Here is a 15,957-nt window from a genome sequence, read left to right on the forward strand (position 1 = left end):
ATGGCAACAAAACAACTTACAAAAAGAGAAAAAAGAATCAACAAAAGTATCTCGCTTCTGGCTTGGATTCTCATAATTGCGGGCGTTGTAGGAATGCTGAGCTTTTACCTTTTTAGTCGAAAAAATGTGACGACCAACGATGCACAAATTGAGCAATATATAACGCCAGTTTCTAGCAAAGTTTCTGGTTTTATCAAGGAAATTAAGTTTAAAGAAAATCAGTTTGTGAAAAAAGGCGACACTTTGTTGATTATTGATAATCGTGAGTTTAAAAACCAAGTCAACATTGCAGAAGCCAATCTACAAGCGACAACGGAAACTGTAAAAACCGTGCAAAGTGGCGTGAATACGAAGGAAAGTGATTCAAAAATTATCGATGCAAAAATTGCTTCTGCGAAAATTGACATTTGGAAAACTGAACAAGATTATAATCGTTACAAAAATCTTCTTGAGCAAAATGCCGCAACAGAACAGCAATTCGAAAATATAAAAGCCTCTTACGAACAAGCAAAAGCCAATCTTCTTGCTTTGCAACAACAAAAAAATGCGATAAAAGCAAGCGCTAACGAGCAACAGACGAGAGTTGCGCCAGTGCAAAGCCAGATTCAGCAAAGTTCGGCAAGTCTTAATAATGCGAAACTTTTTCTTTCTTATACGGTTGTCACTGCTCCTTACGACGGTTGGGTTGGCAAAAAAACAATTCAGGAAGGTCAATTGATAAAAGAAGGTCAGGCTTTGGTGCAAATTGTTTCTAAAGAAAAATGGATTATCGCCAATTTTAAAGAAACGCAACTTGGAGAAATCGACCAAAATAAAGAGGTTACGATAACTGCCGACGCATTCCCGAACATTGAATTTAAAGGAAAAATAGAAAGTATTTCGCCTGCTTCGGGTTCGCAGTTTTCTTTGGTAAAACCTGACAATGCAACTGGAAATTTCGTAAAAATAGAACAACGTTTTCCCGTAAAAATTATTCTTGAAAACAATCAAAACAACGACAAACTCCTTTCTGGAATGAATGTTTTGGTAAGTGCTAAGAAAAATGAATAGTTGCTGGTTTATGGTTGATAGTTGTTGGTTTTTGGTTTTTGGCTTTTAGCTTTTAGCTTGAAACCTTAAACATGAAACTTTAAACGATAAACCTAAAAACTTTAAACCTAAAAACTCGAAACTTTAAATCCCGAATCTCGCATCTCAAATCTCAAATCTCAAATCTCAAAACATAAATCCTTGTCACACAATACAATATATCATAAATGGGTTCCGCAATGGTTGAAACTTCCGTTGCTGATTATGGCGATGTTTCCGCATTTGATGCTGATGTCGTTGTTTCATTCCAACAGCGCGTTTACATCATCATTTTTAGATGTAGATTCAGACGATTTGCAATATCTTTTGATGTTGATGTACGGTACAATCGTGGTTACACTTTTGGTTTTACCAAGATTTCTAGCCTATTTCAGTGTCAAATATTACATTTTGTTGATGTCATCGGTTTCCATCATTATATTATATGTCGTCTCGGTAACCAACAACTATCACGTGATTTTGGTAATGCGATTTTTGGAAGGAATTTTTGGGGTTTTGGAAGGTGCTATTTTTTTACCATTAATCACCGCCGAACTAAAAACCAAACACGCGAGAATCGTCGCTTATCTTTTTCTTTATGCCATAATGTTGACTGGAGGTACGATTACAACAAGTTTACTAAAAACCAGCATCGAAAATTACAACTTTCAACACATGGTTTTAATGATAGTTTACTTCCACATTTTTGTGTTGATTGTTGCGTTTTCAATATTTAATACCAACAGATTTTTTGCTAAAATTCCGTTATACCAATTGGACCACGTAAGTTGTTTTTTACTTTGGTTGAGTTTGCAATCTGGCGCTTATGCCATTATTTATGGGAAAAGATTGATGTGGTTAGAATCTAATCAAATTGTTTTTTGTCTATTCCTTTTTATGATTTCGTCGGGTTTATTTATTTTAAAACAGAAATACAGCAAAAGACCGATTTTCCATTTAGAAGTCTTTTCTTACGTCCATATTTTAGTCGGAATTTTGTTATTTTTTATATTTTATGTTATTCGTGCAGGTCTTAACAATGTGTACAGCATTATGGCAAACGTTTGGAAATGGCCTTGGGAATACATCAATAATATTCAATATTTCAATGTTGGAGGAACAATTTTGGGTATTTTAATTTCTGGAATTTTGTTGGTACGCGCAGTCTCTTCAAAAACGATTTTCGCTTCTGGATTTGCAATTTTAGCCATCGATTGTGCTTGGTTTACTTACGTATTTTATCCTGACACAACTTTATGGACAATTGCGCCACCTTTGTTTTTACAAGGTATTGGACAAGGACTTTTGTTTACGCCACTCGTTATGTACATCATCACGGGACTTCCTCCAAATTTAGTTTCAAATGGCGCTGTAATGGGAACAACGGTTAGGTTTTGGACGACTGCAATTGGATATTCAATTATGCAAAATGCTATTTTGTATTTAAGTTTAAAACACGCTGATTCTTTGAGTATGAATTTTTCACCAACCAACCCTATTTTTAGCACTTTATGGAATAGTAATTTTAACTCAAATCTTAGCAAATTAACTTACAATGACGCTGTCAGCGTAACGATTGGTGGTTTTAAATCTAAAATTTCAGCGCAAGCACTTTTGCTTTCAAACATGGAAATCTTCACAATTTTATTCTGGATTGCTCTTGCAACTACAATTATCATTTTGCTTTATAAACCTGCAAAAATTGGTGTGAGAAATATTTTTTATTGAAATTAAAATTTCTTCGTTTTAAATGAAAAGGAGGTTATTCCACCTTTATAATCTTTCAATTTATCTTGAATATAAAACTCAAACCAAATCCAAAGCGAGAAATAAACAATCCAAAAATACATTACAGTTTGCGGTTTATCAACGAGCATTCCACCAGTTTTGGCATTTTGCCATCTAAAACCTGATGTATTAAGATAAACTTCTGTCAATCCAAATTGCGGAATCCACTTTTCCAAAACTGCCATGCTGATTCCCGCAATTAAAAAGAAAATAGCACCTGCAATCGAATAAGCAATATTTCTAATGAAAAACAAAGGATTACTTCCTGCAAAACCAGCACGCATTCGGTTCATAACAATCAGCAAATAAAAGTAAAAATAATAGTTGTTATGAAAAGATTTTGCCAAGCCATAAATGATAAACCCATACAGTAAAGCAATAAGAATGAATTTTTTACTTCTTGCAAAAACTGACAGAAAAACGCCAGAATGAATCATTAGAAACTCCACAACAAAAAGCTGAATTCCATTGGTAATAAAAGTTGCATCACCTTGACCAGGAACTAGCCACACTTTTATGTAAAAAAATAAGGATAAAAAATAATTTAGAATTTGTAAATTCTCAAACTTTAAATCATATTTCTGTAAAAACTGACTTAGCTTCTCCATTAGTTTCTTCCTTTAAAATCTTTCATCGTATCATAAATCCCGAAAACATTGCGCATTGTCCAATCAAAGATGGCTAAAGGCAAAATCCCTTGACTTAGTCGGATAAACCAATACGGAAGCGGCATTGCCAACATTTTGGTTTGCTTTTCGATGGCACGAATAATTTTTTCTGAAGTTTTTTCTGGGTCAAGAATCGGCAAAAGTTTGGATTTTACGCCATCAAACATTCCTGTATTAATGTAGAAAGGCATAATGGTTGTCACAGAAATATTCTTTTTCAGTTCTTCCATTTCTAGTCGAAGACTGTCGCTCCAGCCAACTGCTGCCCATTTAGAAGCCGCGTAAACAGACATTTTCGGATTTGAAATTAGGCCTGCCGATGAACAAATATTACAAATAGAACCCGAATTATTTCGCATCATTTCGGGAAGAAATTCTAAAGTAATATGCATAATTGCATCGGCATTTATCGCCATCGATTTAGAAATATTCTCATGCGAATGTTCGTGAAAATATTTTCCAACAACAATTCCAGCATTATTGATTAGCACGTCGATTGCACCAACATTTTCTTTGGTTTTAGAAGAAATTTCAATCAAATTTTCAACATTAGAAACATCAACTTTATAACCAATAATATTTCCTTTTAAAGAAGAAAATTCTTGTTTCACCGCTTCAATTCCAACTTCGTTGATGTCCCAAATTATCAAAGTTTTAGCACCTCTTTCGAGGACTTTTCTACCCATAATTTTTCCAATACCCGAAGCGCCACCCGTTATTAAAACCGTTTTCCCATTGAAGTTCATAAAGTGAATTCTATTTTCAATAAATATAATTAAAACCTACAAAAAGCAAGTCTTATTTCCTTATTTTTATATTCGAAAAATATCAGTTAAAATGTCCATCCAAAATATTCTAGAAAAGCAACGTGAGTTTTTTAATAGTCAAGCCACCAAAAGTTTAGACTTTAGAAAAACACAATTACAAAAGCTGAAACAAGTTATTTCTGCTAACGAGAATCTTTTCTACGAAGCTATTCACAAAGATTTTGGAAAATCACAGTTCGATACTTACACAACCGAATTATCGATTATTTATGGTGAAATCAACTATTATTTGAAGAATTTAAAAAGTTTGATGAAACCGAAATCGGTAAAAACAAACTTGCCGAATCTTCCAGGTTCTTCTAAAATTTACCAAGACCCTTTGGGTTGCAGTTTGGTGATTGGCGCGTGGAATTATCCTTATCAACTTTCGATTTGTCCGATGATTTCTGCGATTGCTGCAGGAAATACTTGTATTCTGAAACCGAGCGAAGTTGCAGAAAATACCATGAAATTGATGGTAGATTTATTCAATAAAAATTTTGATGAGCGAGTTTTTCACGTAGAAACAGGCGGCGTTGCAGAAACTACCGAACTTTTAAAATTAAAATTTGACAAGATATTTTTCACAGGAAGTCCGCAAGTTGGAAAAATCATTTATGAAGCTGCGGCAAAAAATCTAACGCCCGTAACTTTGGAATTGGGCGGAAAAAGTCCAGCTTTGGTCACCGAAAACGCGAATTTAGAAATCGCTACAAAACGGATTATTTGGGGGAAATTTTTAAATGCTGGACAAACTTGTGTTGCACCAGATTATATTTTGGTTGATAAAAAAGTAGCAACCAAGTTTATTGAAATATTAAAAAATCAAGTTCAGAAAAACGATTATCAACCGAATAGCTCTCACTTTACAAGAATTATCAACGAAAAGCATTTTAATAGACTTCTAAACTTGATTGATGACACAAAAATAATTTTTGGTAGAAAAACAGATTTAGAAAAGCTTTACATCCAGCCAACACTTTTGTATCCTATAAATTGGAATGATAAAATTATGCAAGAAGAAATTTTCGGACCGATTCTTCCGATTTTGGTTTATGAAAATTTTGATGAAGCTTTGAATCAAATCCGAAATCACGAAAAACCTTTATCAGCTTATCTTTTCAGTAATAATTCAGACGAAATAGAAAAATTCGCCAACCAAATTTCTTTCGGTGGCGGTTGCATCAACGATGTCGTCATGCATTTAACCAATGAAAATCTGCCATTTGGTGGCGTCGGAAATTCAGGAATTGGAAATTATCACGGAAAATTTGGTTTTGAAGCTTTCACACACCAAAAATCGGTGTTAAAAAGAGCAACTTGGGGAGAACCTAACATTAAATATCCGCCGTATTCAGACAAAAAATTGAATTGGATAAAGAAATTGATGTGAAAATTTAATGATGTTTATTTCGCGGAGCAGTTTTAAGATAATCATCTAGCACTTTTTCTTGTGCACTTGCGCCAATTTGTATTTGCTTTTCGCGACTAGCAAAACGGAAAAACAATCGATTTCTTAGTTTTAAAAACTTTGCAAACGCAAAAGGAAACTTAACCTCTTCAATTCCGAGGCGCTTGTTAGTCTCGTCATCCAACAAAAACCAATTAAGTCCGACGTGCAAATAACGCAAATTTCTCCTTTGGAACTGATATTTTAGTGTTGGTGTTTCTAGATTTTCATCCAACAAAGATTTTGCTAAATGCTTAGAATCCTCATCAGAAGCTGGTTGGGTTGCCGTCCACATATAGAAAAATTCCGTAGCTTCTTTTTTGTCATTTGGTAAAATATCATCAGGAATCCCGATGAGATAACCAATGTACTTCCAAAGATGAAATAAGCCAGCTTCATCTTCATCGGTAATTTGTACTTCCAATTTTTGTAATCCGTGCAAAAACATCAACGAAAATCCAATATAAGTCGCCATCATATCCCAAGAATTAATCGGAAGTCCCCAATTTTTGGTATCCCAATTTTTGGTTTTTTCTAAAATCATCAAACGAGAATACGAATGAATTAATCGCGTCGTAATACAGAATCCATAACCTTTTTTATGAACATGTAAAGCATCTTTTCTCGTGACATTTACCCAAAAATTCAGCGTGTCCGCTAATCTTTTGACCGCACCTTTCTTTAGTGCACCTGTCAAAATAAGCGGTTTGTTAAGATATGCATAATCGTAACCGCCCATTAACACGTAATCGCGAAGAATTATCAACGCATTGAGACCAGCAATTTGACACAATTCCGAACCTTTTTCGATAAGATTCCAATCAAGCCAATCAGGAATACTTTCTGTTTGTTTAAATAAAACTTTTAGACTTTCTGCAATTTCGGGATCATTAAAATCAACACCATTCTCAATGTAATTTTTTATCGTCGATGTTGCGTCCGAAAAGGAAGATTTAAAATAAACATCTTTTACAACCTGATCGCCAACTTCGTCACATTGATAAAAATATGGCGCAAATTTACCCCAATCTTTGAAAGACAATTCTGCTCCACTCCATTCTTGAAGTAACTTCCCATTGCCGTTACTCCAAAAGGTTTTGAAATGTTCTGAATCTTGAAAATTTGGTTTTGCTTGAAAATCTTGCATAACTTAAAAATACTAATTATCACGTTATCAAAATTTTAATTCGATATGATTTTAATCTTGATTTTATTTAATTAAACAAAAAAGCCAAGAAAAATCTTGGCTTTGTATCTAACTTTTCGGTTTCCAACTTTCAAAAAACTCTTTGACTTTCTCCAATCCATAACCTTTATCAGCTTCTAAAACTGAGCTATCTTGTACATGAATCATTTTTCCGTTTTTATCTAAAACTATGAAAACAGGATAACCGTATTTGTCACCAGGATTTCCGTACGCTGCAAAGACCTTTTCATTTTTATTATCTGGCGAATAATTGAGGTGATAATACAAATAATTGTCATCAACAATTGACTTCAACTCAGGTGTTTTCTCAACAAAATCGTTGAACCTCAAACACCAAATACACCAGTTACCACCAGCTTGTAGAATAATATTTTTATTTTCTTTCTTTGCAATTGCCACCAAAGCTTTTATATCTTTTGCAGCATCCGCCTTAGGATCGTAAGGTTTTTTGAGACGTGCTTTTTCCTCATCCGCAGCTTTCTTTTTTGCTGCTGCATCTTGAGTTACAGCAGCTTTTGCTGTGTCGGTAGTTTGCGCTTTGAAAACTGTGCTTCCTAACAACAACACACCAACGCCAAGCACTAGACTTTTTACTTTTCGCATAATTTCAGTATTTTAATCGCTTTACATTTACAAAACTAAAGAATAAATCGATAGCTTTTCCTTAACTTTGTCGTTATTCTTTTTTACAAATTTTGAACCAAATATTATTCAGCATATTATTATTGTTATCAAAACTGCCTTTACGGGTTTTGTATGCTTTTTCGGATGTGATGTCATTTCTCAATTATCACATCGTTGGCTACAGAAAACAGGTCGTTTATGACAATCTAAAAAATTCTTTTCCAGATAAAACGCATGACGAATTGGTGAGCATTCAAAAACAGTTTTTCATCAATTTCTGTGATTATATTGTGGAAATGTTAAAAGCATTTACTATTTCTGAAACCGAGCTAAAAGTTCGCGTTCAGCATCTTAACCGCGATTTGTTTTCAGAAATACAAGCCGAAGGCAAGAATATTATTTTACTCTCTGGACACGTTTTCAACTGGGAATGGTTCAATGCTTTGGCGACAATGGTTCCACAAGAAAATTGTCATCCCGTTTATCGAAAAATGAATAGTAAATTTTGGGAAGAGAAAATTAAATTCGTGAGAAATCGTTTTAACAACAAATCTCTCGAAGCCAACGAAGTGATTAAACAAATCTTGAAAAGTCCTAACGATGGTAATTCGATTTACATGTTTGTTGCGGATCAAACACCACATTTCTCGCATGTGACTTATGGTTTAAAATTTCTAAATCAGCCAACACCAGCTTTTATCGGTTATGACCGATTATCTCAAAAATTAAATTTAGCCTTTATCTATTGCGATATGAAAAAGGTGAAACGCGGTTTTTATCAAGTTAATTATTACAGAATTTATCCTGATGGTGAAAAATTTGAGCAATATGAAGTGGTGAGAAAATTTCATAAATTGTTAGAAAACACCATCCAAAAACGTCCTGATAATTGGCTTTGGTCGCACAGACGTTGGAAATATCAAGATTCTATTAAACAATACGAAGCAAACCCATGAGATTAGCAATTGCAATCCTTAATTGGAACGGAAAATCATGGCTAGAGAAATTCTTACCAACTTTAATTAAATACAGTCAACAAGCTGAAATCTACGTGATCGACAATGCATCGACAGATGATTCTGTAGCTTGGATTTCGGAGAATTATCCGCAAGTAAAACAAGTTTTAAATGAGAAAAACTTCGGATTTGCTGGTGGTTACAATGAAGGTCTAAAAGAAATTTGTGCCGACATCTACTGTCTTCTTAATTCTGATGTTGAAGTAACAGAAAATTGGACAGAACCGATTTTAGATTTATTTAAAAAAGATGAATCTATTGCGGCGATTCAGCCAAAAATTTTAGATTTTAATAATAGAAATAAATTTGAATTTGCCGGTGCTGGTGGTGGTTTGATCGACAATCTTGGTTATCCGTATTGCCGTGGTCGCGAATTTGAAACTATTGAAGAAGACAAAGGACAATACAATGATATTGCGGAAATTTTTTGGGCGTCGGGTTGCGCATTGTTTATCCGAGCTAAAGATTTTTGGAATGAAAAAGGATTTGACGAACGATTTTTTGCACATCAAGAAGAAATTGATCTTTGTTGGCGTTTAAAAAATGAAGGTCGCAAAATTTATTATTGTGGACAGTCGACAGTCTATCACGTTGGAGGCGGAACTTTGAAAAAACAAAATCCGCAAAAGACTTACCTCAACTTCAGAAATAATCTAAGTATGATGTTGAAAAATCTTCCGTCTAACAAATTGTATTTAATCTTTTTCCGTCTTTGTTTGGACGGCATTGCGGGAATTTACATGATGTTCAAAGATGGATTTTCGCATACTTGGGCAATTGTCAGATCACATTTTGGATTTTATGGACAATTTGGAGAAACATTAAAACGTCGACAAAAACATCAAATTAAAGACTATTATCAAACTAAATGGCTTATTTTTAAACACTTTTTGAAGTAAAGCTTGTTTGGTTGTTGGTTTTAAGTTGATGGTTGATGGTTTTTAGTTTAAAACCTAAAATTTAAAAAAGAAAAAAATGGATTTTGTTGCAATAGATTTCGAAACCGCTACACACGAACGGAATTCCGCTTGTGAAATGGGAATTTGCGTGGTCGAAAACGGAGAAATTGTAACAACTAAAACTTGGTTAATAAAACCGCCTAGCTTCCCCTACTTCCATCCTAGAAATATCGATGTCCACGGCATCACACCAGACGATGTTGCTGATGCACCCGTTTTTGAAGATATTTGGCACGAGGCTGAAGAACTAATGTATGGCAATTTGATGATTGCGCATAATGCGTCTTTCGATGCTGGTGTACTGAGAAGTTGTCTTGATTATTATGGTTTTTTTAAACCGAAAATCAATTATTTGTGTAGTATTTCTTTAGCGAAAAAATCTTGGAAAAACCTAAAAACTTATGGTTTGCGAAGTCTAGCGGATCATCATCATATAAGCTTTAATCATCACAGAGCTGGCGATGATGCAGAAGTTTGTGCTAAAATTTCGTTGTTAGGTTTTGAGCGTTTGATGCTAACAAGAAATGACGAAATCAACGATTATTTCTTAAAAAACATTAAGCAACTTTAATTACTCAAAACTTCTGAAACTAAACTAAACTTAGGGATTTCAACCTCAAATTTTTCGTTGGTGTTGACATTTAGGAAAAGATATTGACCTTTCATATTTCCCATCCCTGACAACAAAACCACATTCGAAAAATACTTAAACGTTTGTCCTGCTTCAATAACTGGTTGCAGGCCGATAACACCTTCTCCTTCGACTTTGGACTGACCATAACCTAAATCATAAATCTGCCATTTTCGACTAAGAAGTTGCACGGTTTCTTGACCTATATTTTCGATAATAATGTAATAACGAAACGTGAAACGATTATCCAACGGAAAACTGTTCTTGAAATCGTACTCTGTATGAACCGTAACCTGAATCTGAGAAGTCGTTTTTGAAACCATGGCTTAAGTTTATAAATGCTATAATACAAAAATCCCGCCGAAATGGGCGGGATTCTGTATATCTAAAGTTTGATATTAAAGTTCTAGGGCTTTTCTCTCATCGCCACCCATTAAGAATTCTACTGGATTGTCAATTGCTTCTTTAACAGCAACTAGGAATCCTACAGACTCTTTACCATCGATAATACGGTGATCGTAAGACATCGCAACGTACATCATTGGACGGATAACTACCTGACCATCAATAGCAACTGGTCTTTGGATAATATTATGCATTCCCAAAATTGCAGATTGAGGTGGGTTGATGATCGGTGTTGACATCATCGATCCAAAAGTACCACCATTAGTTACTGTAAACGTACCACCAGTCATTTCGTCAACCGTGATTTTACCATCTCTAACTTTAGTTGCTAAATCTTTGATATTAGCTTCAACGCTTCTTAAAGTCATATCTTCTGCATTTCTCAAAACTGGCACCATAAGACCTTTTGGCCCAGACACCGCGATAGAAATGTCGCAGAAATCGTAATTGATTTTATAATCGCCATCGATAGATGCGTTAACATCTGGATACAACTTAAGCGCTCTAGTTACAGCCTTTGTAAAGAAAGACATGAAACCAAGACCGATACCATGTTTAGCAGCGAATTCTTCTTTGTATTGTTTTCTGATTCTGAAGATTTCTGACATATCAACCTCGTTGAAAGTTGTCAACATTGCAGTTTCATTTTTAACAGAAACTAATCTTGCAGCGATTTTTCTTCTTAATACAGATAGTTTAGTTGTTGTTTGTGCTCTGCTTCCGTTAGTTGAAGATGCAGAACCCATTGCAGGAACAGCTTTAACAGCATCATCCTTCGTGATTCTACCATCGCGACCAGTACCTTGTACTTGTGCAGGTTCCATTCCTTTTTCGTCAAGAATTTTCTTAGCAGCAGGAGACGGTGTATTGCTAGCATAAGTTGCAGCAACTGGCGCTTCTTTCTTCGGTTCTTCTTTTTTCTCTTCTACTTTTGGAGCTTCAGCTTTTGGAACCTCAGCAGCAGGAGCAGCACCTTCCGGTTTTGCAGCACTCATATCGATAAGACAAACCACTTGTCCTACTTGTACCACATCACCTTCTTCAGCTTTCAAAGTGATAATACCACTTTCTTCAGCAGGAAGTTCAAGCGTCGCTTTGTCCGAATCTACTTCTGCGATAGGTTGATCTTTCTCAACATAATCGCCATCTTTAACTAACCAAGTTGCAATTTCAACTTCTGTGATAGATTCTCCCGGTGAAGGGACTTTCATTTCTAATATTGACATAGGAGTAATTTTTTTGTTTTAAACAGAGTTAAACTCTGGAAATATCGTTAGTTTTTAATATTAAGCTGTTACTGGTCTATTACTTGGTGCGTCATCACAGTTAAATACTTTGTTGATAATCGCAGTTTGATTTCTTTCAAACATCTTATGACTACCCGGTGCTGGTGTGCCTGATGCTACTGGCGAAATAACTTGGATACCTGTATCTCTAAAGTTTCTCAATATATAACTCCAAGCTCCCATATTTTCAGGTTCTTCTTGTGCCCAGATAAGATCTTTTCTATTTTTATATTTTTCAAAAATAGCATCAATCTTTTCAAAGTTAAGTGGATATAATTGCTCCAATCTTACCAAAGCAACAGACTCGTCGCCACTTTCTTCTTTCTTCGCTAATAAATCGAAATATAATTTACCAGTACAAAGAACAAGACGTTCTACTTTGTTAGGATCAGCCGTTGGATCGTCCAAAATCGGTTGGAATTCTCCGTTTGCCATATCTTCTAAACTAGAAACCACTTTTGGATGTCTTAACAATGATTTTGGTGTAAATACAACCAATGGTTTTCTGAAATTAAATTTCATTTGTCTTCTCAACAAATGGAAATAGTTAGCTGGCGATGTGATGTCTGCAACAATAATATTGTCGTTAGCACACAATGTCAAGAATCTTTCCATTCTTGCAGAAGAGTGTTCTGCACCTTGCCCTTCTGATCCATGCGGTAGTAACATTACTAAACCATCTTGGATTTTCCATTTTTCTTCAGCAGCTACTAAATATTGGTCGATGATGATTTGTGCACCATTCATAAAGTCACCGAACTGTGCTTCCCAAATCGTTAATGTATTAGGAGAAGCCATCGCATAACCATAGTCAAATCCTAGAACTGCGTACTCTGACAAGTGTGAATTGAAAATATCAAATTGTGCGTCAGAAACATGCTTAAGCGGCGTGTATTCCTCCTCCGTATCTTCAGTTTTAATAACAGCATGACGGTGAGAGAAAGTTCCTCTTTCTACATCTTCCCCAGAAATTCTGATTCCGAATTGCTCTGTTAAAAGTGTTGCATAAGCCAACAACTCTCCCATTGCCCAATCCAAAGAATCGTTATCTACCATTTTGATACGGTTATCAAACAATCTTGTGATTTTGTTCAAGAATTTTTTATCAGCCGGAAGTGTTGAAATTTTAATAGCTAATTCTTTAAGCTTCGCTAAATCATATTTAGTATCAAAATCTTTAAGAACCGAACCTTTTGGCGCCATTGGGAAATCTACCCAATCTTCAGCCATAAAAGGTGTCATTGCATTACGCGTAATTTCTTTAGAAGCATCAAAATTTTCATCTAACAACTTTTTGAAATCTTGCTCCATTGTTTTAAGAACTTCGTCAGAAACAATGTTCTCCTGAATCAACTTTTGCTTATAGATTTCTCTTGGATTAGGATGTTTAGAAATGCTTTTATAAAGATTCGGTTGCGTAAATCTTGGTTCGTCACCTTCGTTGTGACCATATTTTCTATAACCTAAAAGATCGATGTATACATCTTTTCCAAATCTTGCACGGAAGTCTGCAGCAAAACGAATCGCATGTACAACTGCTTCTACATCGTCAGCATTAACATGCATCACCGGAGATTGCGTTACTTTTGCAATATCTGTAGAATAGATTGATGATCTCGCGTCTAAATAATTGGTCGTAAATGACACTTGGTTGTTAACAACGATATGTACTGTACCACCAGTTTTGTATCCGTCCAAAGTCATCATTTGTGCAACTTCGTACACGATACCTTGACCAGCAATCGCACCATCACCATGAATGATGATTGGCAATACTTTGTTATAATCTTTGTATTTGTGATCAACTTTTGCACGGCAAATACCTTCTACCAAAGCTGCTACAGTCTCTAAGTGCGAAGGGTTAGGTGTTAAATTAATAATCACTTCTTCGCCGTTAGCTGTTGTAATAGTTTTAGATGAACCTAAATGGTATTTAACGTCTCCAGAAAACACATCTTCTTCGAATTCTTTTCCTTCAAATTCTGAGAAGATTTCTTTGTATGATTTTTGGAAAATGTTAGTCAAAACATTAAGACGACCTCTGTGTGCCATCCCTAATACAACCTCGTCAACACCAAGTTGAGATGATCTTGTAATTAATTGATCAAGTGCAGGAATCAAAGATTCTCCACCTTCCAATGAAAAACGTTTTTGACCAACAAATTTTGTATGTAAATAATTTTCAAAAGCAACCGCTTGGTTAAGTTTGAAAAGGATTTCAGTTTTTTCTTCCGCAGATAACTTCGGATGATTTTCGTTAACACTAACCCACTCTCTGATAAATTGCTTTTCATCAACATCGTTAATGTGCATGTATTCTACACCGATAGAGTCACAATAGATCTCTTCTAGATGCTTGATAATCTCAGCCAAAGTCGCCGGACCAGACATCCCAGTTGTTGTTGCAGAATTGAATTTTTTAGAAAGGTCAGCTTGTGACAATTCAAAATTTTCAATATCCAAAGTTGGTACAAAGTGTCTTCTTTCTCTAACCGGATTGGTTTTAGTGAAAAGATGTCCACGTGTTCTGTAGGCTTCGATTAGGTTAAGAACTTTGAATTCTTTACTAATATCTTCCGAAGCTTGACCATTGTTAACACTTTGCTGTGCATATTGTACCACTGGAGACGCGTCAGTATAGCTATCGTCATCACCATAATATTCTCTTGCAAAGTCAAAACCTTGGAAAAAAGCTTTCCAAGATGGTTCTAAAGAATCTGGGTATTTCAGGTACTGCTCGTACATGTCGTCAATCAACTGAGCATGCGCGGCATTTAGAAACGAAAATTTATCCATTATTACAGATTATCTGTTTATAAAAATTATCAAATATTGCCAACAAATTTACTAAATTTTTATCTATTAAGTGGCAATCGAATTTGCTTTTTAACAATATGTTAAATATCAGTTTTTCAAGTCTTCAATTATCGATAAACGGGAAGTTGCAATTTTAGTTTTACGTCAGATCCAGCATCGGGTTCTTCCAAAAATTGTTCTTGCAAATCGTTATATCGCATGGTATCTTTTTTGGCTTTTTGCATCAGTTGTTGGACGCTTTTTATCCTACCAGCATAACTTCCTTGATAATAAATAACATAAGTTTTCCCGCCATTAACTGTACGGAATGTATAATTATTGTCTTGAACGCCTATTCTTTTTGGTAAAGCAACGCCATAATAATACGACACTTCTTTATCCTTAAAATTATTCGGATTGGTGATTAACATTGGACTTCCGAACTCGTCATCTTTCTTGCCCAAATCTTGTTTAACAAAATTTACGACTTTGTTATGGTTAATCACAATATTCTTGATAAGCGCATCTTTTTTGTTAGATGTACTTACGTTAACGCCCAATAACAAAGCACTTTCCTGATTTTCGATCATAATGCTATCGTATTTAATAGACGCAATCAGGTTTTCTTTATCGACTTTATTTCCTAAAATTGCAGTCAAATGTTTAATACTTTTATCGATTTTATCAACGAAAACACCTTCGGTCATAAGGTTAATCGAACGCTTTAACAAAGGTTGTTTTGGCGTTTGAATTTTCCAAATAATATCTGTCGATTCTCCTTTACCAACAAATTTAACATCGATTAAATAAGGATAAGATTCGTCCTCCAAAAACAATTGATAGCGCAAGGTTCGCATCGGGTTCTCGTACCGAACAAACATCTCGCCAAACTGATCTTGTTTCTTTTTGTTAAAGAATTTCATCGATGATCCTTGCCCAGAATAAGGCGTAAAAAAACTGAATCCCAAGTTTTTATCACTCGTGAAGAAGTCATTCCAATGCGAAAAATTTTGTAAATTGTTAAACTGCGGAAACACCTTGTCAATCGGATAACCGACTTTAGATTGTACAGTGTACTCTTTTCGTTCCTCAACAAAAGTCATCGAAACGGCGTAAATCCCGAAAAGTATTATTAAAATTAAAACTCCAAATTTTATCCAGCGCATATCTACGAATGATTCAAGTGCAAATATAGCAATTGTATGTGGTCTATATTTCTATGTTTGTAAGTTTCTTTAATCGAACAAATCTAT

14 protein-coding genes are annotated in these 15,957 nt (G+C 34.9%); 6 read left to right on the forward strand and 8 right to left on the reverse strand.

The genetic code is table 11. The features are described from left to right. A complete protein-coding gene (locus tag B5X62_RS02850) occupies positions 1–1,050 on the forward strand; it encodes an HlyD family secretion protein (RefSeq protein ID WP_079665858.1) in 1,050 nt (349 codons plus the stop codon). Between the two features lie 180 nt (positions 1,051–1,230). Continuing rightward, a complete protein-coding gene (locus B5X62_RS02855; RefSeq protein WP_144038279.1) occupies positions 1,231–2,796 on the forward strand; it encodes an MFS transporter in 1,566 nt (521 codons plus the stop codon). Positions 2,797–2,798: 2 nt separating this feature from the next. Here B5X62_RS02855 and B5X62_RS02860 read toward each other — a convergent pair whose 3' ends face one another. Both B5X62_RS02860 and B5X62_RS02865 read right to left on the reverse strand, forming a co-directional pair. Beyond that, positions 2,799–3,368 carry a hypothetical protein gene (locus B5X62_RS02860; protein ID WP_144038280.1) on the reverse strand — a complete coding sequence of 190 codons (570 nt, stop codon included), beginning with the start codon at positions 3,366–3,368 and terminating at the stop codon, positions 2,799–2,801. Positions 3,369–3,463: 95 nt separating this feature from the next. Continuing rightward, on the reverse strand, positions 3,464–4,270 hold the full coding sequence (locus tag B5X62_RS02865; protein ID WP_079665861.1) for an SDR family oxidoreductase: 807 nt from the start codon (positions 4,268–4,270) through the stop codon (positions 3,464–3,466). A gap of 91 nt (positions 4,271–4,361) precedes the next feature. On the opposite strand from B5X62_RS02865, the gene B5X62_RS02870 reads away from it, so the two are divergent. Then, positions 4,362–5,723 carry an aldehyde dehydrogenase gene (locus B5X62_RS02870; protein WP_079665862.1) on the forward strand — a complete coding sequence of 454 codons (1,362 nt, stop codon included), beginning with the start codon at positions 4,362–4,364 and terminating at the stop codon, positions 5,721–5,723. Positions 5,724–5,727: 4 nt separating this feature from the next. Here B5X62_RS02870 and B5X62_RS02875 read toward each other — a convergent pair whose 3' ends face one another. After that, a complete protein-coding gene (locus B5X62_RS02875) occupies positions 5,728–6,927 on the reverse strand; it encodes an oxygenase MpaB family protein (RefSeq protein WP_079665863.1) in 1,200 nt (399 codons plus the stop codon). A gap of 108 nt (positions 6,928–7,035) precedes the next feature. Beyond that, positions 7,036–7,590, reverse strand: coding sequence for a thioredoxin family protein (locus B5X62_RS02880; RefSeq protein WP_079665864.1), 555 nt, complete (start codon positions 7,588–7,590; stop codon positions 7,036–7,038). 89 nt (positions 7,591–7,679) lie between these two features. Between B5X62_RS02880 and B5X62_RS02885 the strand changes: the two genes are divergently transcribed. The 3 genes from B5X62_RS02885 (at position 7,680) to B5X62_RS02895 (ending at position 10,157) form a co-directional block, all read left to right on the forward strand. Beyond that, positions 7,680–8,567 carry a lysophospholipid acyltransferase family protein gene (locus tag B5X62_RS02885; protein WP_079665865.1) on the forward strand — a complete coding sequence of 296 codons (888 nt, stop codon included), beginning with the start codon at positions 7,680–7,682 and terminating at the stop codon, positions 8,565–8,567. Beyond that, on the forward strand, positions 8,564–9,526 hold the full coding sequence (locus B5X62_RS02890; protein WP_079665866.1) for a glycosyltransferase family 2 protein: 963 nt from the start codon (positions 8,564–8,566) through the stop codon (positions 9,524–9,526). Before B5X62_RS02885 ends, B5X62_RS02890 begins: the two co-directional genes overlap by 4 nt. 76 nt (positions 9,527–9,602) lie before the next feature. Next, a complete protein-coding gene (locus B5X62_RS02895) occupies positions 9,603–10,157 on the forward strand; it encodes a 3'-5' exonuclease (RefSeq protein WP_079665867.1) in 555 nt (184 codons plus the stop codon). On the opposite strand, the gene apaG is transcribed toward B5X62_RS02895, so the two are convergent. The 4 genes from apaG to B5X62_RS02915 all read right to left on the reverse strand — a co-directional run bounded on the left by apaG (position 10,154) and on the right by B5X62_RS02915 (position 15,870). Continuing rightward, positions 10,154–10,540, reverse strand: coding sequence for a Co2+/Mg2+ efflux protein ApaG (gene apaG / locus B5X62_RS02900; protein ID WP_079665868.1), 387 nt, complete (start codon positions 10,538–10,540; stop codon positions 10,154–10,156). The two genes, B5X62_RS02895 and apaG, sit on opposite strands and share 4 nt — an antisense overlap. Before the next feature lie 75 nt (positions 10,541–10,615). Further along, the gene (odhB, locus tag B5X62_RS02905) at positions 10,616–11,848 is read right to left on the reverse strand and encodes a 2-oxoglutarate dehydrogenase complex dihydrolipoyllysine-residue succinyltransferase (RefSeq protein WP_079665869.1); all 1,233 of its coding nucleotides are present in this window, start codon (positions 11,846–11,848) and stop codon (positions 10,616–10,618) included. A gap of 60 nt (positions 11,849–11,908) precedes the next feature. After that, a complete protein-coding gene (locus B5X62_RS02910; protein WP_079665870.1) occupies positions 11,909–14,704 on the reverse strand; it encodes a 2-oxoglutarate dehydrogenase E1 component in 2,796 nt (931 codons plus the stop codon). Between the two features lie 128 nt (positions 14,705–14,832). After that, the gene (locus B5X62_RS02915) at positions 14,833–15,870 is read right to left on the reverse strand and encodes an SRPBCC family protein (RefSeq protein WP_079665871.1); all 1,038 of its coding nucleotides are present in this window, start codon (positions 15,868–15,870) and stop codon (positions 14,833–14,835) included. Between the last annotated feature and the right edge of the window lie 87 nt (positions 15,871–15,957).

The organism is Soonwooa buanensis, from assembly GCF_900167905.1.
GTDB lineage: Bacteria > Bacteroidota > Bacteroidia > Flavobacteriales > Weeksellaceae > Soonwooa > Soonwooa buanensis.

Excerpts from the sequence above, each read along its gene's own strand:
- B5X62_RS02850 (WP_079665858.1), top strand. The coding sequence starts at position 1 with ATGGCAACAAAACAACTTACAAAAAGAGAAAAAAGAATCAACAAAAGT.
- B5X62_RS02865 (WP_079665861.1), bottom strand. The coding sequence starts at position 4,270 with ATGAACTTCAATGGGAAAACGGTTTTAATAACGGGTGGCGCTTCGGGT.
- B5X62_RS02870 (WP_079665862.1), top strand. The coding sequence starts at position 4,362 with ATGTCCATCCAAAATATTCTAGAAAAGCAACGTGAGTTTTTTAATAGT.
- B5X62_RS02875 (WP_079665863.1), bottom strand. The coding sequence starts at position 6,927 with ATGCAAGATTTTCAAGCAAAACCAAATTTTCAAGATTCAGAACATTTC.
- B5X62_RS02880 (WP_079665864.1), bottom strand. The coding sequence starts at position 7,590 with ATGCGAAAAGTAAAAAGTCTAGTGCTTGGCGTTGGTGTGTTGTTGTTA.
- B5X62_RS02890 (WP_079665866.1), top strand. The coding sequence starts at position 8,564 with ATGAGATTAGCAATTGCAATCCTTAATTGGAACGGAAAATCATGGCTA.
- B5X62_RS02895 (WP_079665867.1), top strand. The coding sequence starts at position 9,603 with ATGGATTTTGTTGCAATAGATTTCGAAACCGCTACACACGAACGGAAT.
- apaG (WP_079665868.1), bottom strand. The coding sequence starts at position 10,540 with ATGGTTTCAAAAACGACTTCTCAGATTCAGGTTACGGTTCATACAGAG.
- odhB (WP_079665869.1), bottom strand. The coding sequence starts at position 11,848 with ATGTCAATATTAGAAATGAAAGTCCCTTCACCGGGAGAATCTATCACA.
- B5X62_RS02910 (WP_079665870.1), bottom strand. The coding sequence starts at position 14,704 with ATGGATAAATTTTCGTTTCTAAATGCCGCGCATGCTCAGTTGATTGAC.
- B5X62_RS02915 (WP_079665871.1), bottom strand. The coding sequence starts at position 15,870 with ATGCGCTGGATAAAATTTGGAGTTTTAATTTTAATAATACTTTTCGGG.